Raw genomic sequence first — 26,244 nt, forward strand, 5'->3', positions numbered from 1 at the left:
CGCCTTCCGATCGCAGAACGTGTTCTGCTCTTACTGGGACTGAAGGATTCGGCGCATGTCCGCCATGAACCCCGCCGCGAGTTCTTCGGCTCGCTCCTGGGCGGACTCTCGGGCTTTGAAGCCCCGCTCTACCCCGAGCAGGCCCCGAGGGCCGGGGAGGAGGAACGTCAGCTCCCACTCCCGCATGGTCGCAACGGTCGAGCCGGGGGCGACGGTGGCAACGCGCCGACCGGCGAGGAAGCCGAACCGCATGTCACCGGCGATCTGGGACCTGTCCCAGGTAAGCAAGCTAGTCACCCTTCCCCCTCTCGATCATGGCCCAGACGGCCCGCCCGCCGGTATAGAGCTTGCGTACCCCCCACATGACCGAGAGTCGGTCTACCAGGAAGAGTCCGCGACCGGAGTCGGCGTCCTCGGAGGGCTGGCGAGGCATCGGGACCGTAGGAGCACCGGCGTCTATCACCTCGACCCGGACCATCGGCCCGGCGTCCGAGATCATGAGGATTACGGTTCCGTTGGGGTGCCCGCTGGCGGTGTGTCGGACGGCGTTCGTTACAAGTTCGCTGATGATCAGCACGCAATCGTCAACCGGGACGCCTTCGGACTCCAGAACGGCCGCCGCGCACTGACGGGCGATCGTCACACTCCGGTCCTGGCCTCGCAGGGTGATCGTTCCTAGCAGCTCCACGGTTTGGCCTGCCTGTTCTCGGAAGATGTAACAGACTGTACTCACCACATAATGCATCCGAGAGTATGTGAACGCAATCTATTGCGAATGTTTCCTTCGGCGCCCGCCGCGCTACGCTTGCTGTCATGACTCCGCGGAGACCGGCCCCAACGATCCGACTTCGTCGGCTCGCCATGGAGGTAGAGCAGCTCAGGAAGCGTAAGGGGCTATCAAGGGACCAGGTCGAGCAGGCGACCGGGATCAACAAGGCGACCTTGTACCGCATCGAAACGGCCCAAGCCCGCCCGCAGATGCGAACGTTCGTCGCACTGCTTGACGCGTACGACGTCACCGGGGAGCATCGAGAGGGCTTGATCAACACCCTGAAGGCCACAAGGGTGACCGGGGAGGAGGGCTGGCTACAGGTCCAAGAGAACTTGCCAGGACAGTACGCCACGTATATCGGGTTCGAATCCGAAGCAATTCGGATCTGCGATTACGAATCCTCTTTTGTTCCCGGCCTGCTTCAAACGGAAGCGTACGCGCGAACCGTCATATCCGCCGGACGGCTGGAGCTGTCAGCGTCGGAGGTGGAAGATCGCGTATCGGCTCGCATGGCTCGCCAACGATCAAGACCAAGTCATCAGCTAGTCAGTGCAGTGATCGACGAAGCGGTTCTGTGTCGCCGCGTTGGTCCTCCAGAGATCATGCAGGAGCAGCTTCAGCGCTTGCTAGACGAGAGTGAAAAGCCAAGCGTCAGCTTACAAGTGATCCCTTTTGATGTCGGCGTGCATCCGGGGATGCAAGGGGCGTTTGCAATCCTTCAGTTCGATCCTACCGTCTCGGATATTGTCTACATCGAAGCCATCACCGCCGATCTTTTCCTTGACGGAGAATCGGAAGTGAGGCGTTACAATGAAATATTTGATCGGCTTCAAGGTCTCGCGGTCAGCCCAGAGGCGACTCGCGACAGGCTAGCTCAAGCCCTCACGGACCTGAAGTAACGGAAGGAATCGGGATGTACGATCTTGATCGCGCCGAGTGGCGCACGAGTAGCCTGAGCGGCCAAAACGGTCAGTGCGTCGAGGTTGCAACCAACCTGCCAGGTGTGGTTGCGGTCAGGGACAGCAAGGACCGTGCCGGAGGTACTCTGATGTTCGCTCCCGAAGTGTGGGCCGACTTTACCGGCGCCATCCGCAACGGGGACATCTAGCAGGATCCAAGAAGCCCGCCACCCTTTAGGGGGTGGCGGGTTTTCTTGTTGAGGCCGCAGGCTCCACCAGCACCCAAGCGACGGTCCGGGTATCGGTGATATTTCCAGTCAGGCCGTTGACGCTAGAGACGTGAAAAGAAATTCAAATTCCTTGTTGGTATTCGCCGCGAGACTTGCCCGCGAGGGACTTCTGGCCAACGCCCATACCGAAGGGCCCGGCGCCCCCGCTGGTCCACCCGGCCACCCCGGGCACGGCCGTGATCCCGGACCTCACCTGAAACGGCGCAACCGCAGGCTGTTGCTGACCACGAACACCGAGGAGAGCGCCATCGCGCCCCCGGCGATCATCGGGGTGAGCAGCCCGAACGCGGCCAGCGGGATGGCGGCGACGTTGTAGGCGAAGGCCCAGAACAGGTTGCCCCTGATGACGCTCAACGTACGGCGGGACAGCCTGATCGCGTCGGCGGCGACCCGCAGGTCACCCCGGACCAGGGTGAGGTCGGAGGCCTCGATCGCGACGTCGGTGCCGGTGCCCATCGCCATGCCGAGATCGGCCTGGGCGAGCGCGGCGGCGTCGTTGACCCCATCGCCGATCATGGCCACGGTACGGCCCTCGGACTGGAGCCGCTTGACGACCTCCACCTTGTCGGCGGGCAGCACGTCGGCGACCACGTCCTCGATGCCGACGGCCTCGGCGACCGTACGGGCCACCGTCTCGTTGTCGCCGGTCAGCAGGATCGGGCGCAGGCCGAGCGCGCGCAGCGCGGCGACCGCGTCGGCAGAGGTGGGCTTGATCGCGTCGGCGACGGTGAGCACCGCGCGGGCCTTCCCGTCCCAGCCGACCGCGACGGCCGTCTCCCCGCGCGCCCGCGCCCGTTCCAGCTCCTCCTCCAGCTCGGACGGCAGGTGCTGCGACCAGTCGGCGAGCAGCCGGGGCCGCCCGACGAGGACGGCGTGCCCGTCGACGACGCCCTGGACGCCGAGACCCTCGACGTTCGCGAAGTCCTCGACCTCGGCGGTGGAGTTCGCCGCGCGGGCCACGGCGCGAGCCACGGGGTGCTCGGAGGCGGACTCCAGCGCCCCGGCCAGCCGGAGCACCTCCTCGCGCTCCTCACCGGCGGCGGGGAAGACGTCCTTGAGGGTCATCGTGCCCGACGTCACGGTGCCGGTCTTGTCCAGGATCACGGTGTCGATGCCGTGGGTCGACTCCAGCGCCTCCGGGCCCTTGATCAGGATTCCCAGCTGGGCGCCCCGGCCGGTGCCGACCAGCAGCGCGGTCGGCGTGGCGAGCCCCAGGGCGCAGGGGCAGGCGATGATCAGTACCGCCACGGCGGCGGTGAAGGCCGCGGCGACACCGGAACCGGTACCGAGCCAGAAGCCGAGGGTGGCCACGGACAGCGCGATCACGATCGGCACGAACACCGCGGAGATCCGGTCGGCCAGCCGCTGCACGGCGGCCTTGCCGTTCTGCGCGTCCTCCACCAGCCTGGCCATCTGGGCGAGCTGGGTGTCCGAGCCGACCCGGGTGGCCCTGACCACGAGCCGTCCCCCGGCGTTCACGGTGGCGCCGACCACCGCGTCCCCCGGCCGCACCTCGACGGGAACCGACTCGCCGGTCAGCATGGACGCGTCCACGGCCGAGGAGCCCTCCTCGACCACGCCGTCCGTCGCGATCTTCTCCCCCGGCCGTACGAGGAAGAGGTCACCCGTCTTGAGCCGGTCGACCGGGACGAGTTCCCCGGAGGCCAGCGTGACCTCCTTGGCGCCCATCGACAGCAGCGCGCGGAGCGCGGCACCGGCGCGGCGCTTGGAGCGGGCCTCGAAGTAGCGGCCCGCGAGGATGAAGGTGATCACCCCTGCGGCGGCCTCGAAGTAGATGTTTCCCGAGCCGTCGCTCCTGGACAGGGTGAACTCGAAGCCGTGCCGCATGCCCGGCATGCCCGCCGTGCCGAAGAACAGGGCCCAGAACGACCAGGCGAAGGCGGCGATCGTCCCCAGCGAGACCAGCGTGTCCATGGTCGCGGCGCCGTGCCGCAGGTTGGTCCAGGCCGCCCGGTGGAAGGGCCACCCACCGTAGAGCACGACGGGACCGGCCAGGGCCAGGGAGAGCCACTGCCAGTTGTCGAACTGCAGCGCCGGGATCATCGCCATCGCGACGACCGGCACCGACAGCACGGCGGAGATGGCCAGGCGCTGCCTGAGCGGGGCGAGCCCGTCAGGCTCTCCCTCCTCCCCGTCCCCGGCCGTCCCCTCCGTCCCTGCGGACGCCGGTGGCGCGGGCAGTTCGGCGGTGTATCCGGCCTTCTCCACCTCCGCGACCAGGTCGTCGGGGGTGACCTCGGCGGGGTAGGCGACCTTCGCCTTCTCGGTGGCGTAGTTGACGGTCGCGATCACGCCGTCCAGCTTGTTGAGCTTGCGTTCGATGCGGGCCGCGCAGGAGGCGCAGGTCATGCCGCCGATGGCGAGTTCGATCTCGCCGTGGGCGGGCGCTTCGCCGGTGGTCATGGACGTCACGGCCTCTCCTCGTACCTTGCCTCGTATCTTGTCCGTCGTCGTGCGCGGCCCGGTGCCGCCGCCTGGGAGTGAACCCGGCTCCCGGTCCGGCACGAGATGGCGTCGCCGCGGCAGGTGTGCCCAGGCATGTGTCTCTCCTCGTTATGAGAACGCATAACCCCTACGGGGTATTTCACGGCTGGTGGCTGTGCCCGTGGCCGTCCCCGGACGGCGCCGTGGCCCCGCCCCCCTCGGGATCCGGGCTCGTGGCGGCGGTGAACACGGCGGTACGCACGGTCCCGGCGTGCTTGAAGTCCAGGTAGAGGCCGTAGGTCCCCGCGCTCGGCACCTCGGCGTAGAAGGTGATGTCCGGACCGGGCACGGTGCGCCCGTCACCGGGCGCGCCGTCGGGGTGCACGTGCAGGTAGGCCAGGTCGCCGTCACGCAACGCGACCAGATGCCCGTACGCGGCCAGGTAGGGCTGGAGATCGGTGACCGGCTCGCCGTCCTTGGCGACCGAGAGGGTGAGCATGCTCGTACGGCCCGGGATGAGGTCTCCCTTCAGGGAGACGGTGTAGTCGCCCACCTTCGCGGTCTCGGCCGGGACGGCGGGTGGCTCGGGCCGGTAGTCGCCCGCCACCGACAGGTCCATGCCGAGTGTCAGGGGGCCCGCCCCCTCGGGGGCGAAGTCGGCGAACGCGCGGTACTCCCCCGCGGCGGGAAGCGTGAGCGGGACCGACCACACCCCGCCTCCCAGCTGGGTGGGATGCAGGTGCTGGAAGCCCGTCAGGTCGCGGCGCACCACGATGAGGTGCAGCTTCTTGTCGTGCTGCGTGGTGAACCCGGTGACGGGAGAGCCGCCGGGGCCGATCACCGTGAAGCGGAAGTCGGTCCGCTCGCCCACCTTGACCTCGTCGGTCTCCGGCATGAGCATGTATCCGCCCTGGGAGACCTGGAGCCCCGCGGGAACGGCCGGCGCCTTCGCGGCCGTCGCCTCCTGCCCGGCGCCCTGATGGGCGCCATGCCCCGCGCCATGCTCCGCGTCCTGCCCGGCGTCCTGGCCCGCGCCGCCCCCCTGAGGGCTCTCGGCCGCGGCGCCTCCGACCGGCCCTGCCACCCGGCCCGCCCCCAGAGCGCCGCCGAACACCACGGCCAGCACCAGCGCGTACGCACCCACCTTGATCGCGCCGTTCATCGTGATCATCCTCTCCTTATACCCTTAGGGGGTATCTTCTCGCTCCACCACAGTGCCACATCACCACCCTTTTCGGCAACCCCCTGGGGGTATACCTGACGCCGGTCTCCAGGTCACAGGATGGCCGATGCGCGGGAGGATGACGGGACTTACCGGAATTCCGAGGATCCCGGGAAGCCTGGGGATCCCGGGGATTCCCGGGATGCCGGGGCGGGCAACCCTTCCCCTCGCCCAGGCGTATGAGGGTGTATGAGATCGGATGAACTGAGGTGAGCGGCCGGGACGACGCCGGATTCTCGGCTTTCGTCGCCGCACGCGGCACCAGCCTGCTGAGGATCGCCCATCTCGCCTGTGACGCCGCCGAGGACGCCGAGGACCTGCTGCAGACGTCACTGGAGCGGGCGTACCGCAACTGGAGCCGGGTGCGCGACGACAACGATCCCGAACCCTATGTCCGCCGCATCATCGTCAACACGGCCATCAGCCGCGCCCGTCGCCGGGCGATCCTGCGGATCGTCCCGATGAGCGCCCCGCCGGAGCAGCCGTCGAGAGAAGCCGACATCCCGCTCCGCCACGCGCTCATGGACGCGCTGCGCGACCTGCCGCCCCGGCAGCGCGCGGTGGTCGTCCTGCGCTACTGGGAGGACCTCAGCGAGGCGCAGACCGCGGAGATCCTCGGCTGCTCGACGGGAACGGTCAAAAGTCAGGCGTTCAAGGCACTCGCCAAACTGCGGCCGGTGATCGGCGGGGAGTCCCCGGAGAAGGTGATCAGAAATGCCCATGCTTGAGCGGGAGATACACCGGATCATGGCGGAGGAGACCGCGAGGCTGCGCGCGGCCCCCGACCTGGCCGAGCGGGTGATCCAGGCCTCCCGGCGCAGGAACACCAGGCGGCTCGGGATCGCCCTCGTGGCCACCGCGGCGGCCGTCGTGGGGATCACGGTCCCCGCCTACCTGGTCCTCGGCACGGCCCCGGCACGACCGGGCCCGGTCGCGACCTCGGGAACGACGGGGCCGGACACCGCCGACCAGGGCGCACCGCAGCCCCTTTTCACCGACACCCCACCCCCCGCGCCGACGCCCACCGCCACCCCGCGCGTCTCCCGGCCGCCCATCGACATCGGCAGCGGCAACACGGTGGGACGGGTCCACGTGGGCTACATGCCCGAGGGCCTGGTACGGAACAGGTGGGCGGTGAACCACGGCGACCAGTACTCCACCTCGTGGAGCTACCCGGATGACGGCGAGGGCGGCTACCGCATCCAGATCTTCGTCTTCGAGGGCCTGTCCGTCGCGGCCGCCGACGAGCGGTGGCGGGAATACCGGGACAAGGGTGAGGCGAAGCGGGTGTCCCTCGGCGCCGACCGGATCGGCCACATCTCCACCCAGTGGGTCGGCGAGGACGGCGGCAAGGGAACCCCGACCGCCTTCGTACGGGTGGGCGAGGAAAGGGTGGTCGAGGTGCTGATGAGTCCCGCCTACGCGAAGGACCTCCGCGGCGAGAGGGCGATCGATCGTGAGCTGACCAGGGTCGCGGCGGGCCTGACCGCCGACGACTGAACCAGCGGCGACTGAACCGGCGAGGCGGGGACGCGCCCGGCACACCTCCCCGCCGATCCGGTACGCCTCCTCGGGATCGGTACGCCCCCTTGGGATCCGGTGGAGTGCGCGTTTGGGGGCGGTCAGGACGGCAGGCGCCGGACGCGTTCCAAGGACGGGTCGTAGAGGGGTTCCGCGGTGACGGCGGCGCCCACCCAGGTGCCGGTGACACCGACCTCGACGCGATCGCCGGGGGCGGTGCCCTCGGGCAGGTAGGCGTAGGCGATCGAACGGTCGACACGGTGGCCGTACCCGCCGCTGGTCACCCGCGAGGCGGGCAGCCCACCCGCGCGGACCGGCTCCCCGCCGAGGCAGACCTGGCGAGGGTCGTCCAGGACCAGGCAGAACAGACGCCGCGCGGGACGGTCAACGGTAGGACGGTCGTCACCCGGACCACCGGCGGCGGGGCGGTCGTCAGCCGGGCGGTCGTCGGTGAAACGGCCGTCGGCCGGACGACTGACGGCGGGGCGGTCATCGGCTGAACGGCCGGCGGCCTCCAGGGCCGCGCGGCCGAGGAAGTCCTTGTCGCGGGCGACCGCGAACCCCAGGCCCGCCTCGTGGGGGGTGGTCTCCGGGGTGATGTCCATGCCCCAGACGCGGTAGCCCTTCTCCAGGCGCATCGAGTCGATCGCGCGGTACCCGGCCGGGCGCATGCCGTACGGTGTCCCCGCCTCCATGAGCGTGTCCCACAGCGTCAGCCCGTACTCCGACGGGCAGTACAGCTCCCAGCCGAACTCGCCCACGAACGTCACCCGCTGGGCCAGCACCGGGACGTTCCCGACGCTGATCTCCCTGGCCCTCATGTAGCCGAAGGTCAGGTCGTCGCCGGAGACGGAACCGAGGATGTCGAGCGCCCTCGGACCCCACAGGCAGTAGCAGGCGTGGGCCGAGGTGACGTCGCGGACGTCGAGGCCCTGACCCCGGAGCCAGGCGGCGTCGTGAACACCGAAGGCGGTGCCGGTGACCAGGCGGAAGCGGTCGTCCGCCAGGCGGGTGACGGTGATGTCGGCCTCGATGCCGCCGCGCTCGTTGAGGAGCTGGGTGTAGACGATCGAGCCCACGGGCCTGTCGAGCTGTCCGGCGCACGCCCGCTGCAGCCCCTCCAGGGCCCCCGGCCCCGACACCTCCAGCTTGGAGAACGAGGTCTGGTCGAAGAGTCCCGCGGCGTCGCGGGTGGCCAGGCACTCCTCGCGTACGGCGGACGACCAGATCCGGCCCGCCCAGCCGTCCGGACGGGGGCTCCGGCCATCCGGAAGGACGTCCAGGACGTCTGAAGGGACGTCTCGGACGTCCCGGGGGACGCCCTGGTCGTCCGCGGGAAGGTCACCGGACTCCGTGGCCGGGTGGTCCGGGCTGGCCGGGCTGACCGGGCTGACCGGGCTGACCAGGCGATCCGAGCGGGCCGGGCGCTCGCCGGGTTCGTACCAGTTGACCCGTTCCCAGCCGGACTTCTCGCCGAACACCGCCCCCAGCTCCACGTGCCGTACCCAGGCGGGAGAGCGGCGGAGCGGCCGGGCGGCGGTGCGCTCCTCACCGGGGTAGACGATGTCGTAGTACTTCGAGTACGAGTCCAGGGCCTTGGCGCGGGTCCACGACGCGGAACGGGCGTGGGTCCCGAAACGCCGCAGATCCATGCCGAACACGTCGTACTCGGGTGAGCCATCCACGATCCACTCGGCCATCACCTTGCCCACCCCTCCGGCCGCCGCGAGGCCGTGCACGCAGAATCCGGCCGCCGCCCACAACCCGCGGACCGGGGTCTCGCCGAGGAGGAACTCGCCGTCGGGAGTGAACGCCTCGGGGCCGTGGACGACCTTCGTGATGTTGGTACGAGCCAGGTCGGGGACCCGTCGCACCGCCGACTCCCACGATTCCTGAAATTTCGGCATATCCGGAGGGAAAAGCGTCCGAGCCTCCTCCAGTGGCGCGACCGTCTCCCAAATCTCCGGATTTCGGATATACCCGCCTACCAAAATCCCCGCGTTCTCCTCCCGGAAATAGACAATGTTATCCGGATCCCGCACCGTGGGCATGGACGACGGAACCCCGAATGATTCGGTGACTACATATTGGTGTTTTATCGGCACAACCGGAATGTCCACCCCGGCCAGCCGCCCGACCCGGCCGCTCGCCGCGCCCGCCGCGACGACCACGGTCTCCGCCAGGACCGTCCACTCCTCGACGTCCGCGGAACCCTCGGCCCCCGACGCGAGCCGGACCCCGGTGATCGCGCCGTTCTCCACGTCGAGGCCCGTCACGCGGGTCCCGGTGTGGATCCGCACGCCCAGCTTCCGCGCCCCGGCCGCCAGTGCCCTGGCCAGCAGCGCCGGGTCCAGCCAGCCGTCCCCGGGCAGCCAGAGCGCGGCCCGCACGTCGTCGGCGCGCAGCAGCGGGAGCATCTCCTTCGCCTCGGCACCGGAGATCACCTCCAGGCCCAGCCCGTAGGTCTCCCCGGCCCCGGCCAGCCGCAGCGACTCCTCCACCCGCTCGGGCGTGGTCGCCAGGCGGAGGCCGCCCACCCCGCGCCACCCCGGGTCCAGCCCGGTGAGCTCGGCCAGTTCGGGATAGAGACCGGCCGAATACATGATCATCTTTGTCTGGGTGACGGTGGAGCGGAGCTGGCCCACGAACCCGGCCGAGTGCCAGGTGGTCCCCTCGGTGAGTTCGTGTCGCTCGACGAGGATCACCTCGGTCCAGCCGAGCCTTGCCAGGTGGTAGGCCACACTGCAACCGGCCACCCCTCCGCCGATCACGACGGCTCGCGCGGAGCCGGGAAGTTTCAAGGCGCGCAACCCCTCTGTAACAACTAGTCCACAGAATCGGATCAATGGTATGAAGGTAGGCCAAAGGAGGGCGGCATGCCAGATCCTCTAGAGGACGTCCGTAAATGGGCTGACCAGCCCGTGACCGAGACCCCGATCAAGGGTGGCCTCAGCCACCGGATCTCCCGGCTCGTCACGGCCGACGGGCAGCGATGGCTGCTGCGCGTGCTGGATCCCCGGGTCTCGGAGGCCGGCCTGGGCATACCGCTCGACCAGGAGATCGCCAACACGGTCCACGCGGCGGACGCGGGGGTCGGCCCCAGGGTGCTGCACCGGCTGCCGGGCGCGCTGGTGCTGGAGTATCTCGACGGCGTCACCCTGGACGCCCACGCCGTACGGACGATTCCCGGCCCCGTCGCGGCGGCCTGCCGCCGGCTGCACGCCGGGCCCCGGTTCGTCAACGACTTCTCCGTCTTCCGCAAGCTCGACGAGTTCCTCGCCCTCTGCCGTACCCACGAACTGGGCACACCCGACGGCTACGAGGACCGTCTTCCCGCGGCGGCGGAGATCGAACGGGCACTCGCCGCCGATCCGCTGCCCACGGTGCCGTGCCACAACGACCTGCTGCCGGAGAACTTCATCCGCTGCGGCGCCGAGGTGCGGATCGTCGACTACCAGCTCTCGGGGAACAACGACCCGGCCTTCGAGCTGGGCGACATCGCCGCCGAGGCCGACTACGACCCGGACCTGACCGCCCGGCTGGCCCGCGCCTACTTCGGCACCGACGACCGGCGGCTCACCTCCAGGGTGAGGCTCAACCTGATCATGTCCAACCTGACCTGGACGCTCTGGTTCGCCGTGCACCACGGGCTACTCAGGGAGCAGGCGGCCGACGCCGACTTCGACTACGAGGCCGAGGCGGCCGACAAGTTCTCACAAGCCGTACGGGACCTGGACGACCCGGGGTTCGGACGGCTCGTCGATGACGTCCGGGGCGCGAGCACCGGATTTCCGCACCCCCCGCACCACCACGCAAGGAGGCTTGAGTGACCAAGCCAATACCGGTCGACGAGGACGCGCAACGCCTCGCCGAACTCGGTTACAAGCAGGAGCTCTCCAGAACCTGGAGCGGCTTCTCCAACTTCGCCATCTCCTTCTCGATCATCTCCATCCTGGCCGGCTGCTTCACCACGTTCGGCCAGGCCTGGAACAACGGTGGGCCCGTCGCCATCTCGTGGGGGTGGCCGCTGATCTCGATCTTCATCCTGATCATCGGGCTGTGCATGTCGGAACTGGTCTCGGCCTATCCGACCGCCGGTGGCATCTACTGGTGGGCCGCCAAGATGGGCAGGCCGATCCACGGCTGGTTCACCGGCTGGTTCAACCTCATCGGCCTGATCGCCGTGACGGCCTCGGTCGACTACGGCTGCGCGACCTTCCTGAACATCACCCTCAGCCGGTTCCTCTCCGGCTGGGACCCCAGCCTGACCAACGCGTTCATCCTGTTCGCGGTGATCCTCGTCCTGCACGCCCTGATCAACATCTTCAGTCACCGGCTGATCTCCACGCTGCAGAACGTCTCGGTGTGGTGGCACGTGTTCGGCGCGGCGGTGGTCGTGCTGATCCTGGTCTTCGGCCCCGACTCGCACCAGTCGATGTCCTTCGTCTTCACCGAGACGATCAACAACTCCGGCTTCTCCGACTCCTCGTACTGGTTCTACGTGCTGCCGCTCGGCTTCCTGCTGACCCAGTACACGATCACCGGGTTCGACGCGTGCGCGCACGTGTCGGAGGAGACCCAGGGCGCCTCCACCGCCGCCGCCAGGGGACTGTGGCAGTCGATCTTCTACTCGGCGATCGGCGGCTGGATCCTGCTGCTGGCCTTCCTGTTCGCGGCCACCGACGTGGACGCGGTCAACGAGGCGGGCGGCTTCGTCGGCGCCATCTTCGACAGCGCGCTCCCCGGCAACCTGGCCACCGCGATCTTCGCGATCTCCACCATCGGCCAGTTCTTCTGCGGGATGAGCTGCGTGACCTCGATGTCCCGGATGACCTACGCCTTCTCCCGCGACGGCGCCATCCCCGGCTGGCGCCTGTGGTCGAGGGTGGACGCCAACCGGACCCCCGTCAACGCGATCGTCTTCGGCTGCACGGCCGCGCTGATCCTCACCCTGCCCGCGTTGTACGAGGCCCCCGGCGGTCTGCCGCTGGCCTTCTACGCGGTCGTGTCGGTGGCGGTCATCGGCCTCTACATCGCCTTCGCGATCCCGATCTGGCTCCGGCTGCGGATGGGCGACCGGTTCCAGCCGGGACCCTGGACGCTGGGGTCGAAGTACAAGGTCATGTGCTGGATCGCCATCGTCGAGATCGTCGTCGTCTCGATCTACTTCATCATGCCGCTGGTCCCGGCCGCCGTGCCGTTCAGCGACGACTTCACCTGGACCGCGGTCAACTACTCACCGATCGTGGTCGGCGTGATGGTGCTGGCCGTGGGCCTGTGGTGGGTGCTGTCGGCCAGGCACTGGTTCACCGGCCCGCGCCGTACGGTCGACATGGCCGAGGCGTTCGACCCGACCGGCACGACCAGTACGACCGGCAAGGAGCCGATCGGCTGAAAGATCACCGAGAGGGCCGGGGAACCGGTCAGCTCGCCTCGAAGGCCTCCGCCACCGCGGCACGGACCCGGTCCATCGCCGCGGCGGCGGGGGCCTCCCTGCCCATGGACGTCATGTCGACGTCGGGCATGCCGCAGGCCACCGCCCAGCCCCACGGGGTGAGGTCGCCGTCGACGTTGAGGGCGAACCCGTGGCTGGTGACGCCCCGGCTCTGCCGCATGCCGATCGAGACGATCTTTCGTCCCGTCTCGGTCGTCCACACGCCGGTGAGCAGCTCCGAGCCCGGCGGGGTGTCGCGGCGCTCGGCCGGGACACCCAGCGCGGCGAGCGCGGCGACGAGCCTCAGCTCGACCTCGCGGACGTAGTCGACGATCCCCTCGTCTTCGCCGAGCTTGACGACCAGGTATCCGACCAGCTGGCCGGGGCCGTGGTAGGTGAGCTGCCCGCCGCGCCCCGTGCTCACGACCGGGATGCCGTGAGCGGGGTCGGGCAGGTGCTGCTCGGGGGTTCGCCTGCCCACGGTGTACACCTGCGGGTGGCTGAGCAACCAGAGCGTGTCGGAGCGCTCGTCACGCTGCCGCTGACCGACCAGGTCGGTCATCCGCTCCATCGCCTTCTCGTAGTCGACCAGGTCGTCCTGGACCAGGGACAGTGGACGTCGCCTCATGCCCCCAGCCTATTTTCAGTAGCGGACTGCGGGCGCCTTGGGGATGAAGATCCACATGAGCACGTAGGCGACCCACAGGGGCCCCGGAATGAGCGACAGCAGCAGCCAGAACACCCGGACAAGGGTGGGCGGCATGTTGAGGCTCTCCGCGATCCCGCCGCAGACTCCGGCGACTATCTTGTGGTTTCTCGAACGGTGCACGTTACCTCTCCCCGAATCGGTGTTCTTCATCTCTTCAAACGAACGACCGGAACCGGCCCGTTCCCGAGACACCCCTGAGAAAACCCTGTCAGGGTCGGCTTGATAACTTTTCTTGCACCTGAGCGTCGGCACATCTAGGCGAAACCAGCTGATCACGGTACGTTCCGCCATGTACGTAATAGGGGATCCCCCTCCGTTCCACCCCGAGGAGCGCTATGCGCCTGAGGTTACGACGCAGCATGGTCCAGGCCGCCACCCTGGTCACGGCCATCGCCCTCCCTCTCGCTTTCACCGTCCCGGCGAGCGCGACCATCGCGACCACCACGTCCCCCGGCGTCACCGACGTCCTCGCCAACGTGTTCGCGACACAGATCAAGGGCAGTAACGTCAAGAAGCACCTGGACAAGTTCCAGCAGATCGCGACCGCCAACGGCGGCAACCGCGCCGCGGGTACGCCCGGTTACGACGCCTCCCTGGCCTACGTGCAGGACAAGCTGCGCAAGGCCGGGTACAAGACCTCCACGACCGACGTCGAGTTCCCGCTGGGCTGGGAGGAGGCGAGCCCCTCCGTCCTGCAGCAGACGGCCCCCGAGGCGAAGACGTACGCCAACCCGGCCGACTTCGTGACCGTCATCTCCTCCGGCGGAGGCGACGTCACCGCGCAGGTGCAGGTCGTCGACGCCGTCATTCCGACCCCGCCGACCCCGAACACCTCGACGGCGGGTTGTGAGACCTCCGACTTCGCCGGGTTCGTCCCCGGCCGGATCGCGCTGATCCAGCGCGGCACCTGCCCGTTCGTCGACAAGGCCACCAACGCCAAGGCGGCCGGCGCGGCCGGTGTGATCTTCTTCAACGAGGGCCAGCCGGGCCGTACCGACCCGCTCGTCTTCGACATCGTCGAGTGGCGCTTCGGCTTCCCCATCGTGATGGCGAGCACGGCCGTCGGCCTGGACCTGGCTGACAGCCCGAACACCACCGTCCGTCTCAAGGTCGACGCCGAGACCGAGGTCGGCCGTACCAAGAACCTGATCGCCGACTCCCGCTGGGGCAAGTCCGGCGAGATCGTCGCGGTCGGCGCCCACCTGGACGGCGTGCACGAGGGCGCCGGCATCAACGACAACGGCTCCGGCAGCGCCGCCGTCCTGGAGACCGCGCTGAAGCTGGCCTACGTACCGACCAAGTACAAGGTGCGCTTCGCCTGGTGGGGCGCCGAGGAGCTGGGCCTGCTCGGCTCCGACCAGTACGTCGCGGGCCTGTCCCAGGCCGAGAAGGACAAGATCCGGCTCTACCTGAACTTCGACATGATCGCCTCGCCGAACGACGGGACCTTCCTGTACGACGGTGACGACTCCGACGCCGAGGGCGCCCCCGCGGGCCCGGCCGGATCGCCGGAGATCGAGAAGCGCCTCGAGGCGTTCTACGCCAAGCGCAACCTGCCCTTCGAGGGCACCGACTTCACCGGCCGCTCCGACTACGGCGCGTTCATCGCCAACGGCATCCCGGCCGGCGGCATCTTCACCGGCGCCGAAGGCATCAAGACCCCCGAGCAGGCCGCCAAGTTCGGCGGGACCGCGGGCGTCGCCTACGACCCCTGCTACCACTCCGCCTGCGACGGCATCGACAACATCAACGCCGCCGCGCTCGACCGCAACTCCAAGGCCGTGGGCTACGCCACCGCGTTCTTCGCCTACGACCTGACCGGCATTCCCGACCGCAACGCGGCACTCGCCAAGTCCGCGGCGAAGTCCGCGGCGGCACCCGAGGGCGCCGCCCGCTAGGGACCGCTCCGCAAGCGCACCACCACGCTGTACGGCGCGCACCCGCCACGGGTGCGCGCCGCTCGGGGGACCCACACACCCTCAGACCCGAGGAGCATGATGCGCAGTCTGTGGACCATGGGCATGGCGGCGATCCTCGCCATCCCGTTGGCGTTCACCGCACCATCGGCGTCGGCAGCCGCCCCACCGGACATCTCGCTGACCGCCGTGAAGGCACACCTCACCCAGCTCCAGTCCATCGCGACCGCCAACGGCGGCAACCGCGCCCACGGCCGCCCCGGCTACCTGGCCTCGGCCAACTACGTCAAGGGCCTGCTGGACGGCGCGGGATTCACCACCTCCCTGCAGTCGTTCACCTACAACGGCGCGACCGGCTACAACGTCATCGCCGACTGGCCGGGCGGCGACCCGAACGACATCCTCATGGTCGGCGCCCACCTCGACAGCGTGACCGCCGGGCCCGGCATCAACGACAACGGCTCCGGCAGCGCCGCCATCCTGGAGACCGCCCTGGAGGTCTCCCGCCAGTCGCTGGCACCCACCAAGCACCTCCGCTTCGCCTGGTGGGGCGCCGAGGAACTGGGTCTGCGCGGCTCCCAGTACTACGTGAACAACCTCCCGGCCGCCGAGCGGGCCAAGGTCAAGGGCTACTACAACTTCGACATGGTCGGCTCGCCCAACGCCGGTTACTTCGTCTACGACGGCGACAACTCCGACGGCGTCGGCTCGGGCCCCGGCCCCGCCGGTTCGGCGCAGCTGGAGTCGACGCTCCAGGCGTACTTCACCTCGATCGGCGTGTCCACCCGGGGCACCGACTTCGACGGCCGCTCCGACTACGGGCCGTTCATCGCCGTCGGCATCCCCGCGGGCGGCACCTTCACCGGTGCCGAGGGCGTCAAGTCCAGCGCCCAGGCCACCCTCTGGGGCGGTACGGCGGGGCAGGCGTTCGACCCCTGCTACCACCGGGCGTGCGACACCACGTCCAACATCAGCGACACCGCGCTGAACCGCAACGCCGACGCCATCGCCTACGCGGTGTGGACGACCGCGACCGCCGTACCTCCGACAGTCGTCTGGCAGGACACCTTCGAGACCGCGACCGGCTGGACGGTCAACCCCTCGGGGACCGACACCGCGACCTCCGGCCTGTGGGAGCGCGGCGACCCCGAGGCCACCACCTCCAGCGGCGCCAAGCAGCTCGGCACCACCGTGAGCGGCAGCAACGACCTGGTCACCGGCAGGCTCGCGGGCGCCGCGGCGGGCGACTACGACATCGACGGCGGCATCACCAGCGTCCGGTCACCGGCCGTCACCCTGCCGTCGACGGGAACGCTCAAGCTCGCGTTCTCCTGGTATCTCGCGCACGGCTCCAACGCCTCCAACGCCGACTTCCTGCGGGTGAAGGTCGTCGGCTCCACCACCACCCAGGTGTTCCAGCAGCTCGGCGCGGCCTCCAACCGCAACGGCGCCTGGGGTACGGCCAACGTCGACGTCTCCGCCTTCGCGGGGCAGAGCGTCCGGATCCTGATCGAGGCCGGTGACGCCTCCGGCGCCTCCCTGGTCGAGGCCGGGGTGGACGACGTCAAGCTGACCCGCCAGTGAGCGGGACGGTGACCCGGCAGTAGACGAGACCGGGTGCGGCCCGCGCCTTCCCCCTCCACGGGCCGTCCGGACCTCCTCCGGACGGCCCGCCACGCGGGTCGCACCCCTCTCGGGAAGATCCCACTCGTCTCGGGAGGGCTCCCTTCGGAAAGTCTCTTCGGAAGGACCCCCTCGGAAAGGCCGTTCTCGGACGCGCGGCCCGTCAGCTCGGCTCGTCGAGCCGGGGCTTCTCGTACGAGGTCCCCTTGAGCTCGTGGAAGCCCGGGGTCGCGGCCACCAGCAGCGTCCCGTCCCACAGGCGGCCCGCCCGCTCCCCCTCGGGGATCCGGGAGATCACCGGACCGAAGAACACCACGCGCTCGCCACCGGTGTCCGGGCCGATGGCGGCGACCACCGGGGTGCCCACGTGTCCGCCGATCAGGCCGACGCCCTCCGCGTGCGAGGCGCGGATCGCCTCGTCGTAGGCCGTCGACGTCCCGGCCTCGGCCAGTTCCGGCGGCAGGTCCGCGGCGACCAGCGAGTCGTGGAGGGCACCGGCCCAGTCCTCACCGCGGGCGCGCCCGACGGTCCACATCGCCGTGTACAGCCTGTCAAGCGCCTCCTGCCCGTACTCCTGCAGCGCGGCCATGCAGACGCGTACCGGCACCCAGAGGTATCCCTCCGTGTCACCCTCGGGATCCTCGTCGCGGCCCTCGTTGAGCACCGACAGGCTCATCAGGTGCCGGCGCACCTCGACCGGCCGCACCCTCTCCACCTCCACCAGCCACCGGGAGGTGATCCAGGTGTACGGGCAGGAGGGGTCGAACCAGAAGTCCGCGATCGTCTTGATCGTCATCCCCAGCTCTCCGATCGTCGTCCTCGGGCAGCGCCCGAGCACTGTGCCACCTTCTCCGAACCGCGCGCCGGAACCAACCCCGACTCGCCCCTCCCCTCGTAAAAATATGAACCGGGTTTGCTTTTGAACCCGGTTCATATTTATGATCCTCGCATGGCAGGACTGCGGGAGCGGAAGAAGGAACAGACCCAACGGCGGATCGCCGCGGTGGCGCTGCGGCTGTTCGACGAGCGGGGTTTCGACGCGGTGACCGTGAACGAGATCGCCGAGGCCGCCGAGGTGGCGAAGGTGACGCTGTTCAAATACTTCCCGACCAAGGAGTCACTCGTCCTGCGCGGCGTGGGCCAGGAGGACCTGGCGGGGATCGTCGCCGCGCGACCGGCCGGGCGGTCACCGCTGGAGGCGCTGCGGGAGTACTACCGAGGGTTCGCCACCGGGCCCACCGAGCCGGCGGAGGCCGTGGACAGGGACACCCTGATCATCCAGATGCGGGTGATCTTCGCCAGCCCCACGCTCAGCAGCGGCGCGAACGACCTGCTCCACGGTCAGCGCGAGGCGCTGGCGCGGGTGCTCGCCGAAGAACGCGACGAGCTGACGGCCGCCCTGATGGCCGCCCAGATCACCGCCTCCGTGCTCACCCTCCAGGAGCGGTTCTTCCGCCACCTGGTCTCCGGCGCCTCGCTGGAGGAGGCGGGCCGCCGCCTCTGCGGGGACGTCGAGCTCGCCTTCGATCTGCTGGAAAACGGCCTGCTGGAAAACGGTCTCGACCAACCGGGAGAGTAATGCGTGCGAAAGGGATTAACTACGACACCGGGTTCCTCCCCGGTGAGGACACGACCCGCAAGGCGTTCGACCCCGACGCCGTCCGGCGCGACATGGACGTCATCGCCAACGAGCTGCACTGCGACGCCGTACGGATCTCCGGTGGCGATCCCGCGCGGCTGAGCGTCGCCGCCGGGCACGCCGCGGCGGCGGGGCTTGAGATCTGGTTCGCCCCCTTCCCCGTCGACCTCCCGCCGGAGGCGATGCTCTCGACCTTCGCCGACTGCGCGGAGCGGGCCGAGGCCGTACGACGCGGCGGGGCCGAGGTGGTGTTCGTGACCGGGTGCGAGATCAGCGCGTTCGGCACCGGGTTCATCCCCGGCGCCACGTACCACGACCGCATGATGGCGATGGCGAGCGCCGACATCGAGTGGTGGCAGTCGCTCGGCCCCGTCCTGGAACGGCTCAACGGCTTCCTCGCCGAGAGCGCGGGCGTCGTCAGGACCCGCTTCGGCGGCCCGATCACCTACGCGTCGGCCCCCTGGGAGTCGTCGGTCGACTGGACCCCGTTCGACATCGTCGGCGTCGACGCCTACCGGGCCGCGTACAACGCCGACACCTTCCAGGAGGAGCTGCGCGGCCACTTCGGACACGGCAAGCCGGTCGCGGTGACCGAGTTCGGCACCTGCGCCTACCGGGGCGCGGGCGAGCGTGGCGGCATGGCCTGGCAGCCGCCCGAGGACGCCGTACGTGACGAGGGCGAGCAGGTGCGCTACTTCACCGAGCTGCTGGACGTCTTCGAGAAGGAGGGCGTGGACACCGCGCTCTGGTTCACCTTCGCGGGCTTCAGCCACGTCGGGGACGGGGACATCGCCTCCTACGGCGTGGTCAGGATGCTCGGCCGGGAGCGCTGGGAGCCGAAGGAGGTCTTCCACACGATGGCGGCCAGGTACGCCCGCGACCGAACCGCCTGACGGTCACTTCAGGGACCTCAAGGGCTTCGAAGTCGTGCCGACAATGACCCGATGGACGTACGGGCCGGGATCGCCGTCGATCCGCCGTCGGGCGAGCCAGGCCCCAGTCGGCGCGGTCCGCACCAGGTCCTCGGCGGTCGCCCGGTCCCCGGTGAGGAGATCCGCCGCTCTTCGCAGCCGCTCGACATACTCCGCGAACCCGGTCATCGTGCCTCCGCCTCGGTGCTCCGACGATGACCACCGCCCGGGGGCCGGGTCCGGTTTACAGCCGATCAGGAACCGATCGGGGAGGAGCCCGGCGGATCTCGGCCGAACGGCCGAGTCACGGTTACCTCTCCGCTCCGCTAGCCTCGCGTAGGTTACGCACGCGCTGGTACGGAAGGTGCTCATGTGATGGGCTGGTTCGAAGCGGTGGTCCTCGGACTGATTCAGGGATTGACGGAGTTCCTGCCGATCTCCTCCAGTGCCCACGTCAGGGTCGTGTCGGCGTTCTTCGGCTGGCAGGACCCGGGGGCCGCGTTCACCGCGGTCATCCAGCTCGGCACCGAGGCCGCGGTGGTGATCTACTTCCGCAAGGAGATCTGGGAGATCATCTCCACCTGGACGCGGTCCCTGTGGACCCCCGACCTGCGCGCCCACTACGCCGCCCGGATGGGCTGGTACGTCATCGTGGGAACCATCCCGATCGTGGTGCTCGGCCTGCTCTTCGAGGACTCCATCGACAGCGCCTTCCGCGACCTGCGCCTGATCGGCACGACGCTGATCGTCTTCGGCCTGGTCCTGTGGTTCGCCGACCATACCGCGCGCAACAGGCTCACCCTGGAGCGGCACCTCAGCTTCACCCACGCCCTGATCTATGGCTTCGCCCAGTCGCTCGCCCTGATCCCCGGCGTGTCCCGCTCCGGCGGCACCATCAGCGCCGGGCTACTGCTGGACTACCGCCGCGAGGAGGCCGCCAAGTACTCCTTCCTGCTCGCCATCCCGGCCGTGCTGGGCGCGGGCTTCCTGCAGCTGTTCAAGATCGGCGAGGGTAAGGCTCCGGAGTGGGGACCCACGATCCTGGCCACCGTGATCTCGTTCATCGTGGGCTACCTGGCGGTGTCGTGGTTCCTGAAGTACATCAGCACCCACCGCTTCACCGGCTTCGTGATCTACCGGATCGCCCTCGGGATCGTCATCATCGCCCTGGTGAGCTTCGGGGTCCTCGACCCCTCGGCCTAGTGCGACGTTCCTCAAAGCAGGTCACGAACGGGCGGTCAAGAACTCAAGGTCGCCGGGGTGATCCTTCCCGGCTACAACCTCCTGGGCCGGTGGGATCTGTACTTCCGGTGAGGAACGCAGCACTGGGAACCCGATGCTCACGGACGACGGGCACCTTCAGGTGCCCGTCGTCCGGCCTCCTAACACTGGCTGTCGGCGAGGACCCAGTGGTTGGGACCGGTCTGCTTGAGACCGTGCGTGATCATCATGTTCCACAGGCCCATCGCGTCGTTGGACCCGTTGGCGTAGGTGTAGCCGCCGGACTGGTAGGCCCGTCCGGCGGTGGTGTGGGCGTAGTTGCTCGCCCGCACACAGGTCTGCGGCACCGTGGGAGTGGGGGTGGGGGTCGGCGTGCCGGTCGGGGGCGGGGTCGTCCCACCGGTCAGGCCGAAGAACTGCGCGTCGTGGTATGCCGAGCAGATGGTGTCGAGGAAGTACGCCGCCGCGCTGCCGCACTGGTCGGCGGCACCGCCGGGATCGATCGGCAGACCGTGTCCCATGCCGGTGATCTCGTACAACCGCACCGCGTCGCTCCCGTACACCTTCAGTGAGGTGCCGCCGGTGAGGCTCCGCGTGGAGGTGGGGCTCTGCGAAACGCCCCGCACGTTCGTCCACTGGTCGCGCAGCTGGGCCGCGTTGGCCGGGACGACGGTGTAGTCGGACAGTCCCTGCCAGATCGCGACGCGCGGGTACGGCCCCGAGTAGCCGGAGTAGGCGCCCCGCACCAGGTCACCCCACTGCTGCGGGGTCTTGCTGACCGGGCCGTACTGGCAGGTGGAGGCCTGAAGCAGGCTGGCGGCGCACCGGTACGCGAGCCCCGCCCCGATCGAGCCGCCCGCGAAGACGTCCGGGTACGTGGCGAGCATGACCGCCGACATCGCGCCGCCCGCCGACAGCCCGCTGACGTAGACGCGCGCCGGGTCGGTCCCGTAGGTGGAGACCGCGTAGGCGACCATGGCGCGGATCGAGGCGGCCTCGCCCTGGCCCCGGGTGGTGTCGCCGGTCTCGAACCAGTTGAAGCAGCTCGACGAGTTGTTCGCGCTGCCGGTCTGCGGCAGTACGAGGGTGAATCCCGACTGGTCGGCGTACTTGCGCCATCCCGAGTTGGCGAAGTAGCCGCTCGCGTTCTGCGTGCAGCCGTGCAGCAGCACCACCAGCGGGCGCCCGGCGGTCGACCCGTCGGGGCGGTAGCTGAACATGGTGAGGTTGCCGGGATTGCTGCCGAACGAGCCGACCTGGACGAGCGACGCGGCCCGCGCGGGAGCCGTCGTCGCGGTCGCCACGCCGAGTGATCCGAGCAGCCCGAGCGACAGGGTGAGGAGGATGCGGAGAGTGCGGAGGGTGCGGAGAAGACCCGCTGGGGGGGAAACGGCCATGACGTGCTCCTTCGTGGCCCTGTGACCTGTATCACCGGCCCTTACCAGCGCACGTTAAAACCGCCGTAACCCCTTTGACATGTTCACGAGACACACTCTTCGCCTCCGTGTTATGGATCACACGGGCGCGTGGTCATAAATCACACGGGCGCGGGCGGGGCTCCCCCTCCCCGGATTCCACGGACCTTCCGTGCCTTCCATGCCTTCCGAGCTCCACGAATTCCACGAACTCCACGGGTAGCACGGGTCGCACGAGCTTCGCGGACGCTCTTGGCGGGCGACTGCGCGGGCCCTCTCGGTGACTGCCGCGCGGTATCACTCCCAGGAGCGAATCCGGCTTCGAACCCGGCTCCCCCTTCCGGTCCGGTCCCGGCTCCAATTCCGGTCGCGGTGGGGGATGGCCGGTCGTCCGCCCGCGGCCGGGCGGCGTGTTGGTAGGCGGTCACGGTGGCGACAAACATAGCGGTCAGACCGATCACGAAAGGATCATTCCCCCACCCGGCACGACGCACACCACGCACGACGAACGCCACCGCGGACACGAACCCCCGGCCGTGTCCCCGGCCGCGTCCTGGACAACGGATTCGCTCATCGCCCCTGTTCACCCTCACCTACCGGCCGATAAGGTGCCGGCCGCGTGTTGGCCGAGTCCCCGTCTGACCGGCATGGTGACGCCACGGAGCACCAGCGCGCTGAACTCGTCGCAGGCGGCCTTCCTGATGAAGCCCGACCGCTTCCAGGCACTGGCCCAGCAGAACCGCCTGATCGAGGAACTGAACCGGCCTGCCGACAATGGGAACAGTCGTGGCCGTATCGGTGTGGACTTCGGCTCCATCAGTTTGTGCCATGTCGCCGCCGGCTTCACGGACGCGACGATCGAGTTCTCGAAGGGCTTCGCGATATGGGACCTGGCCCCAGGCCACTACATCCTCAGCGCGGCCGGCGGGACCGTCATCGACCTCCAGGGCAAGCCCATCTCACTGAACTACCGGCTCGATACCTTGAGCGATATCGCCGAGGCGATGGACCGGCGCCAGACGTTCATCGCGGCCACCAACCCAACGCTTGCCGACGAGATTGCCGATGTCCTGACAGAGGAATGAATCGGCGCGACACCATGCGCGTCACCACCGGAGCCGCCGCGGTTGAACGCGACCACGTTGTGATCACCGTCCGCCGTGTGGGTGCGCGGAGAGAGGTCCACGACGTCGGGAACCTCTTGGAGGATCATGCCCCGGTTGGCGACGCGCCGGACGAGGCCCTTGCCCACTTGGCGGGACGAGGTCCGGATCGGGCCGCGTCTCACCCGGTGCCGGGCTCGGGGACACTGGACGGGTGCGTTCCGACTGGTCCGGCCTGCCCGTACGACACGTCCTGCCCGAGTTGCTCGCGGCGCTGGACGGGCGGGGTGTCGCCGTGCTCACCGCCCCTCCGGGTACCGGCAAGACCACGCTCGTCCCGCTCGCGCTGGCCGGGCTCCTCGACGGTTCGGCGCCGAAGCGGGTGATCGTGGCCGAGCCGAGGCGGATGGCGGTACGGGCGGCGGCGAGGCGGATGGCGTGGCTGCTGGAGTCCGAGGTGGGCGCGGAGGTCGGGTTCTCGGTACGCGGTGAGCGCAGGGCCGGTCCGAGGACGGTCGTCGAGGTCGTCACCACGGGAGTCCTCCTGCAACGGCTGCAGCGCGACCCCGAACTCGAAGGCGTGGACACGGTCCTGATCGACGAGTGCCACGAGCGCCACCTGGACGCCGACACCGCCCTCGCCTTCCTGCTGGACGTCCGTGCCGCGCTCCGTCCCGACCTGCGGATCGTCGCCACCTCCGCCACCGCCGACGCCGCCCCCTGGGCCCGCCTCCTCGGTTCCCCTACCGCTCCCCCGCCACCGTCCGGCGAATCCTCCCCATCCGGTGCCCCCGGCCCCCTCGACGCCTCCGGCGACCCTGGCGACCCCGCACCGATCGTGCACGCCTCCGGCACCATGCACCCGGTCACGCCCGTCTGGGCACCGCCCCCCGGGGCCGTCGCACCGCCCCACGGCATGCGGGTCGATCCGGCGTTCCTGACCCACGTCGCCGGTGTCGTACGGCGTGCGCTGGCCGAGTACGAAGGGGACGTGCTCTGCTTCCTGCCGGGCGTCGGCGAGATCGGCCGGGTGGCCGCGATGCTCCCCGGCGTCGACGTCCTCCAGGTGCACGGCCAGGCCCCGGCCCGTGTCCAGGACGCGGTCCTGTCCCCGGGCGACGGGAGAAGGGTGGTGCTCGCCACCTCGGTCGCCGAGTCGAGCCTGACCGTCCCGGGCGTACGGATCGTGGTCGACTCCGGCCTGGCCAGGGAGCCCCGCACCGACCACGCCCGCGGTCTCGGCTCGCTCACCACCGTCCGCGCGTCCAGGGCCTCGGCCACCCAGCGGGCGGGGCGGGCGGGCCGCGAGGCCCCGGGGGTGGTCTATCGGTGCTGGTCGCGGGCCGAGCACGACCGGCTGCCCGAGCACGCGCGGCCAGAGATCGCGCTCGCCGATCTGACCGGCTTCGCCCTCCAGGTCGCCTGCTGGGGCGATCCCGCCGCCACCGGTCTGGCCCTGCTCGACGCGCCGCCACCCGCCGCGATGGACGCCGCCCGCCGCACCCTGTACGCCCTGGGCGCCCTGGACTCCCCCGGCACCCCGCGACCACCGGGCTCTCCGGGCACGCCGGAGCACCCGGCGGACCTTCCCCCGGGCCGGGTGACCGACCGGGGACGGCGGATGGCCGGGGCCGGGGTCCATCCGCGTCTGGCGCGTGCTCTGATCGACGCGGGCACGGACACCGGAGTGGACGGGATCGGTACCGGACCTCGGGTCGCCGAGGTCGTGGCGCTGCTGTCGGAGCAGTTGCCCCGGGACGCGGGCGACGACCTGGTGGCGGTCTGGCGCTCCGCGCGTCAGGGCGGTGACGGCTTCTCCGCCCGGTGGCGCCAGGAGGCGGGGCGCCTGGCGCGGGCCGTACCCGCCGCAGGTCGGCGCCGGGGAAGGAAGCCCGCCGACACCGGCACCGCCCTGCCGGGGCAGAGCGACGCCGGAGGAAAGCCCACAAAACCCACCGGGCAGAGCGACGCCGGAGGGAGACACGCCCGGGACGACGACGCCGGAGGGAGACCCACCGGGCAGGGCGGCGCCGGAGGGAGACCCGCCGGGAACGATGACGCGGTGGCCGGGATGGTCGTGGCGCTGGCCTACCCGGAGCGGGTCGCGCGGCGGCGCGGCGGGGCGTACCTGATGGCCTCGGGAACGGCCGCGGAGCTGCCGCGCGGGTCGCGGCTGGGTACGGCGGAGTGGCTGGCCGTCGCGGTCGCGGACCGGCCCGCCGGAGCGGCGTCCGCCAGGATCAGGCAGGCGGTGGTGATCGACGAGGAGATCGCCAGGCTCGCCGCGGCCTCCCTGTACGGCTCCGCCGAGGAGATCACCTGGCATGTGCCGCCGGGAGAGCGGCGCGGCGACGTGTCGGCGCGCCGGGTGGAGCGGCTGGGCGCGATCGAACTGTCCAGCCGCGCGCTCCGCGACGCCGACGTGCGGCCCGCCGTCCTGGAGGGCCTGCGTTCCGAGGGCCTGTCGATCCTGCGCTGGACGCCCGAGGCCGTCGCCCTGCGCGAGCGGCTCGCCTTCTGCCGCCGTACGCTCGGCGACCCGTGGCCCGCGACGGACGACGAGGCGCTGATCGGCGCGGCCGACCGCTGGCTGGAGCCCGAGCTGTCGCGAGCCCGCCGCCGGTCCGACCTGGAGCGCCTCGACGTGGTCTCCGCGCTGCACCGCCTGGTCCCGTGGAACGCCCGGCTGGCGGAGACGGCCCCGGAGCGGGTCGAGGTGCCGAGCGGGTCGCGGATCAGGATCGACTACTCGGGGGAGCGGCCGGTGCTCGCGGCCAAGCTGCAGGAACTGTTCGGCTGGGCCGAGGCCCCGCGCGTCGCGGGGGTCCCGCTGGTGATCCACCTGCTCTCCCCGGCGGGCCGTCCGGCCGCCGTCACCGCCGACCTGGCCTCGTTCTGGCGCGAGGGCTACCGCGCGGTCCGCGCCGAGCTGCGCGGGCGCTACCCCAGGCATCCCTGGCCAGACGATCCCCTGTCGGCCACCGCCACCCGCCGTACCAACCCCCGGCGCTGACCCCGGCGCGCCGAGAGCCCGGACGGGACAGGCGGGCCGGACGGAGTACGGGATTGGGTGCGGGATAACGCCACCGAGCCGGACAAGTCATCTGATTGAGACGTGGGACGC

The 26,244-nt window shown here is 69.9% G+C and carries 23 protein-coding genes; 13 read left to right on the top strand and 10 right to left on the bottom strand.

Going from position 1 to position 26,244, the window contains the following annotated elements; all coding sequences use genetic code 11:
* Positions 1-30 precede the first annotated feature (30 nt).
* Both ABD817_RS01745 and ABD817_RS01750 read right to left on the bottom strand, forming a co-directional pair.
* Complete coding sequence (locus ABD817_RS01745; protein WP_344914265.1) at positions 31-297, bottom strand: hypothetical protein; 267 nt, start codon at positions 295-297, stop codon at positions 31-33.
* Positions 290-643, bottom strand: a complete 354-nt coding sequence (locus ABD817_RS01750) for an ATP-binding protein (RefSeq protein ID WP_344914267.1) — start codon at positions 641-643, stop codon at positions 290-292. Before ABD817_RS01750 ends, ABD817_RS01745 begins: the two co-directional genes overlap by 8 nt.
* Before the next feature lie 218 nt (positions 644-861).
* Here ABD817_RS01750 and ABD817_RS01755 point away from each other — a divergent pair, with 218 nt between their 5' ends.
* Both ABD817_RS01755 and ABD817_RS01760 read left to right on the top strand, forming a co-directional pair.
* Positions 862-1,671 carry a helix-turn-helix domain-containing protein gene (locus ABD817_RS01755; protein WP_344914269.1) on the top strand — a complete coding sequence of 270 codons (810 nt, stop codon included), beginning with the start codon at positions 862-864 and terminating at the stop codon, positions 1,669-1,671.
* A 14-nt stretch (positions 1,672-1,685) separates the two neighbouring features.
* On the top strand, positions 1,686-1,880 hold the full coding sequence (locus tag ABD817_RS01760; protein WP_344914271.1) for a DUF397 domain-containing protein: 195 nt from the start codon (positions 1,686-1,688) through the stop codon (positions 1,878-1,880).
* A gap of 270 nt (positions 1,881-2,150) precedes the next feature.
* On the opposite strand, the gene ABD817_RS01765 is transcribed toward ABD817_RS01760, so the two are convergent.
* Positions 2,151-4,385 (bottom strand): heavy metal translocating P-type ATPase, encoded by a 2,235-nt coding sequence (locus ABD817_RS01765; protein WP_344915575.1) that lies wholly within the window; start codon positions 4,383-4,385, stop codon positions 2,151-2,153.
* A gap of 181 nt (positions 4,386-4,566) precedes the next feature.
* Positions 4,567-5,577 carry a hypothetical protein gene (locus ABD817_RS01770; protein WP_344914273.1) on the bottom strand — a complete coding sequence of 337 codons (1,011 nt, stop codon included), beginning with the start codon at positions 5,575-5,577 and terminating at the stop codon, positions 4,567-4,569.
* A gap of 260 nt (positions 5,578-5,837) precedes the next feature.
* On the opposite strand from ABD817_RS01770, the gene ABD817_RS01775 reads away from it, so the two are divergent.
* Both ABD817_RS01775 and ABD817_RS01780 read left to right on the top strand, forming a co-directional pair.
* The gene (locus ABD817_RS01775; protein WP_344914274.1) at positions 5,838-6,356 is read left to right on the top strand and encodes a SigE family RNA polymerase sigma factor; all 519 of its coding nucleotides are present in this window, start codon (positions 5,838-5,840) and stop codon (positions 6,354-6,356) included.
* Complete coding sequence (locus ABD817_RS01780) at positions 6,343-7,128, top strand: hypothetical protein (RefSeq protein WP_344914276.1); 786 nt, start codon at positions 6,343-6,345, stop codon at positions 7,126-7,128. The genes ABD817_RS01775 and ABD817_RS01780 overlap by 14 nt, the downstream gene beginning before the upstream one ends.
* Before the next feature lie 122 nt (positions 7,129-7,250).
* Here the strand turns inward: ABD817_RS01780 and ABD817_RS01785 are convergent, their stop codons facing one another.
* On the bottom strand, positions 7,251-9,950 hold the full coding sequence (locus ABD817_RS01785; protein ID WP_344914278.1) for a GcvT family protein: 2,700 nt from the start codon (positions 9,948-9,950) through the stop codon (positions 7,251-7,253).
* A 75-nt stretch (positions 9,951-10,025) separates the two neighbouring features.
* Between ABD817_RS01785 and ABD817_RS01790 the strand changes: the two genes are divergently transcribed.
* Both ABD817_RS01790 and ABD817_RS01795 read left to right on the top strand, forming a co-directional pair.
* Positions 10,026-10,979 carry a choline/ethanolamine kinase family protein gene (locus tag ABD817_RS01790; protein ID WP_344914280.1) on the top strand — a complete coding sequence of 318 codons (954 nt, stop codon included), beginning with the start codon at positions 10,026-10,028 and terminating at the stop codon, positions 10,977-10,979.
* Positions 10,976-12,544: an amino acid permease gene (locus tag ABD817_RS01795; protein ID WP_344914282.1), complete on the top strand. Its 1,569-nt coding sequence runs from the start codon at positions 10,976-10,978 to the stop codon at positions 12,542-12,544. Before ABD817_RS01790 ends, ABD817_RS01795 begins: the two co-directional genes overlap by 4 nt.
* Before the next feature lie 28 nt (positions 12,545-12,572).
* On the opposite strand, the gene lipB is transcribed toward ABD817_RS01795, so the two are convergent.
* Positions 12,573-13,211: a lipoyl(octanoyl) transferase LipB gene (gene lipB, locus ABD817_RS01800; RefSeq protein ID WP_344914284.1), complete on the bottom strand. Its 639-nt coding sequence runs from the start codon at positions 13,209-13,211 to the stop codon at positions 12,573-12,575.
* A gap of 15 nt (positions 13,212-13,226) precedes the next feature.
* Positions 13,227-13,412, bottom strand: a complete 186-nt coding sequence (locus tag ABD817_RS01805; protein ID WP_344914286.1) for a PspC domain-containing protein — start codon at positions 13,410-13,412, stop codon at positions 13,227-13,229.
* A gap of 215 nt (positions 13,413-13,627) precedes the next feature.
* On the opposite strand from ABD817_RS01805, the gene ABD817_RS01810 reads away from it, so the two are divergent.
* Together ABD817_RS01810 and ABD817_RS01815 are read left to right on the top strand one after the other, a co-directional pair.
* Positions 13,628-15,190 (top strand): M28 family metallopeptidase, encoded by a 1,563-nt coding sequence (locus tag ABD817_RS01810; protein WP_344914288.1) that lies wholly within the window; start codon positions 13,628-13,630, stop codon positions 15,188-15,190.
* 96 nt (positions 15,191-15,286) lie between these two features.
* Positions 15,287-16,792 carry a M28 family peptidase gene (locus ABD817_RS01815; protein WP_344914290.1) on the top strand — a complete coding sequence of 502 codons (1,506 nt, stop codon included), beginning with the start codon at positions 15,287-15,289 and terminating at the stop codon, positions 16,790-16,792.
* A 202-nt stretch (positions 16,793-16,994) separates the two neighbouring features.
* Here the strand turns inward: ABD817_RS01815 and ABD817_RS01820 are convergent, their stop codons facing one another.
* A complete protein-coding gene (locus ABD817_RS01820; RefSeq protein ID WP_344914292.1) occupies positions 16,995-17,627 on the bottom strand; it encodes a mycothiol-dependent nitroreductase Rv2466c family protein in 633 nt (210 codons plus the stop codon).
* A gap of 153 nt (positions 17,628-17,780) precedes the next feature.
* On the opposite strand from ABD817_RS01820, the gene ABD817_RS01825 reads away from it, so the two are divergent.
* Complete coding sequence (locus ABD817_RS01825) at positions 17,781-18,410, top strand: TetR family transcriptional regulator (RefSeq protein WP_344914294.1); 630 nt, start codon at positions 17,781-17,783, stop codon at positions 18,408-18,410.
* Positions 18,410-19,363, top strand: a complete 954-nt coding sequence (locus ABD817_RS01830; RefSeq protein WP_344914296.1) for a glycoside hydrolase family 113 protein — start codon at positions 18,410-18,412, stop codon at positions 19,361-19,363. Before ABD817_RS01825 ends, ABD817_RS01830 begins: the two co-directional genes overlap by 1 nt.
* A gap of 3 nt (positions 19,364-19,366) precedes the next feature.
* Here ABD817_RS01830 and ABD817_RS01835 read toward each other — a convergent pair whose 3' ends face one another.
* Entirely contained in the window at positions 19,367-19,570 is a 204-nt protein-coding gene (locus tag ABD817_RS01835) for a sigma factor (protein WP_344914298.1), read from the bottom strand.
* 186 nt (positions 19,571-19,756) lie between these two features.
* Between ABD817_RS01835 and ABD817_RS01840 the strand changes: the two genes are divergently transcribed.
* Positions 19,757-20,584, top strand: a complete 828-nt coding sequence (locus ABD817_RS01840; protein WP_344914300.1) for an undecaprenyl-diphosphate phosphatase — start codon at positions 19,757-19,759, stop codon at positions 20,582-20,584.
* Positions 20,585-20,763: 179 nt separating this feature from the next.
* Here the strand turns inward: ABD817_RS01840 and ABD817_RS01845 are convergent, their stop codons facing one another.
* Positions 20,764-21,999, bottom strand: coding sequence for an extracellular catalytic domain type 1 short-chain-length polyhydroxyalkanoate depolymerase (locus tag ABD817_RS01845; protein WP_344914302.1), 1,236 nt, complete (start codon positions 21,997-21,999; stop codon positions 20,764-20,766).
* A gap of 665 nt (positions 22,000-22,664) precedes the next feature.
* Here ABD817_RS01845 and ABD817_RS01850 point away from each other — a divergent pair.
* The gene (locus tag ABD817_RS01850; protein WP_344914304.1) at positions 22,665-23,102 is read left to right on the top strand and encodes an inositol monophosphatase family protein; all 438 of its coding nucleotides are present in this window, start codon (positions 22,665-22,667) and stop codon (positions 23,100-23,102) included.
* 232 nt (positions 23,103-23,334) lie between these two features.
* Complete coding sequence (locus ABD817_RS01855; protein ID WP_344914306.1) at positions 23,335-26,133, top strand: ATP-dependent RNA helicase; 2,799 nt, start codon at positions 23,335-23,337, stop codon at positions 26,131-26,133.
* Positions 26,134-26,244 lie beyond the last annotated feature (111 nt).

The sequence above is a fragment of the Streptosporangium oxazolinicum genome (assembly GCF_039537505.1).
GTDB classification, from domain to species: Bacteria; Actinomycetota; Actinomycetes; order Streptosporangiales; family Streptosporangiaceae; genus Streptosporangium; species Streptosporangium oxazolinicum.

Bases quoted from the DNA above. Each gene is read 5' to 3' on its own strand.
- ABD817_RS01755 (WP_344914269.1), top strand. From the start codon at position 862: ATGGAGGTAGAGCAGCTCAGGAAGCGTAAGGGGCTATCAAGGGACCAG.
- ABD817_RS01760 (WP_344914271.1), top strand. From the start codon at position 1,686: ATGTACGATCTTGATCGCGCCGAGTGGCGCACGAGTAGCCTGAGCGGC.
- ABD817_RS01765 (WP_344915575.1), bottom strand. From the start codon at position 4,385: ATGACCACCGGCGAAGCGCCCGCCCACGGCGAGATCGAACTCGCCATC.
- ABD817_RS01770 (WP_344914273.1), bottom strand. From the start codon at position 5,577: ATGATCACGATGAACGGCGCGATCAAGGTGGGTGCGTACGCGCTGGTG.
- ABD817_RS01780 (WP_344914276.1), top strand. From the start codon at position 6,343: ATGCCCATGCTTGAGCGGGAGATACACCGGATCATGGCGGAGGAGACC.
- ABD817_RS01790 (WP_344914280.1), top strand. From the start codon at position 10,026: ATGCCAGATCCTCTAGAGGACGTCCGTAAATGGGCTGACCAGCCCGTG.
- lipB (WP_344914284.1), bottom strand. From the start codon at position 13,211: ATGAGGCGACGTCCACTGTCCCTGGTCCAGGACGACCTGGTCGACTAC.
- ABD817_RS01810 (WP_344914288.1), top strand. From the start codon at position 13,628: ATGCGCCTGAGGTTACGACGCAGCATGGTCCAGGCCGCCACCCTGGTC.
- ABD817_RS01815 (WP_344914290.1), top strand. From the start codon at position 15,287: ATGATGCGCAGTCTGTGGACCATGGGCATGGCGGCGATCCTCGCCATC.
- ABD817_RS01820 (WP_344914292.1), bottom strand. From the start codon at position 17,627: ATGACGATCAAGACGATCGCGGACTTCTGGTTCGACCCCTCCTGCCCG.
- ABD817_RS01825 (WP_344914294.1), top strand. From the start codon at position 17,781: ATGGCAGGACTGCGGGAGCGGAAGAAGGAACAGACCCAACGGCGGATC.
- ABD817_RS01830 (WP_344914296.1), top strand. From the start codon at position 18,410: ATGCGTGCGAAAGGGATTAACTACGACACCGGGTTCCTCCCCGGTGAG.
- ABD817_RS01835 (WP_344914298.1), bottom strand. From the start codon at position 19,570: ATGACCGGGTTCGCGGAGTATGTCGAGCGGCTGCGAAGAGCGGCGGAT.
- ABD817_RS01840 (WP_344914300.1), top strand. From the start codon at position 19,757: ATGGGCTGGTTCGAAGCGGTGGTCCTCGGACTGATTCAGGGATTGACG.
- ABD817_RS01845 (WP_344914302.1), bottom strand. From the start codon at position 21,999: ATGGCCGTTTCCCCCCCAGCGGGTCTTCTCCGCACCCTCCGCACTCTC.
- ABD817_RS01850 (WP_344914304.1), top strand. From the start codon at position 22,665: ATGGTGACGCCACGGAGCACCAGCGCGCTGAACTCGTCGCAGGCGGCC.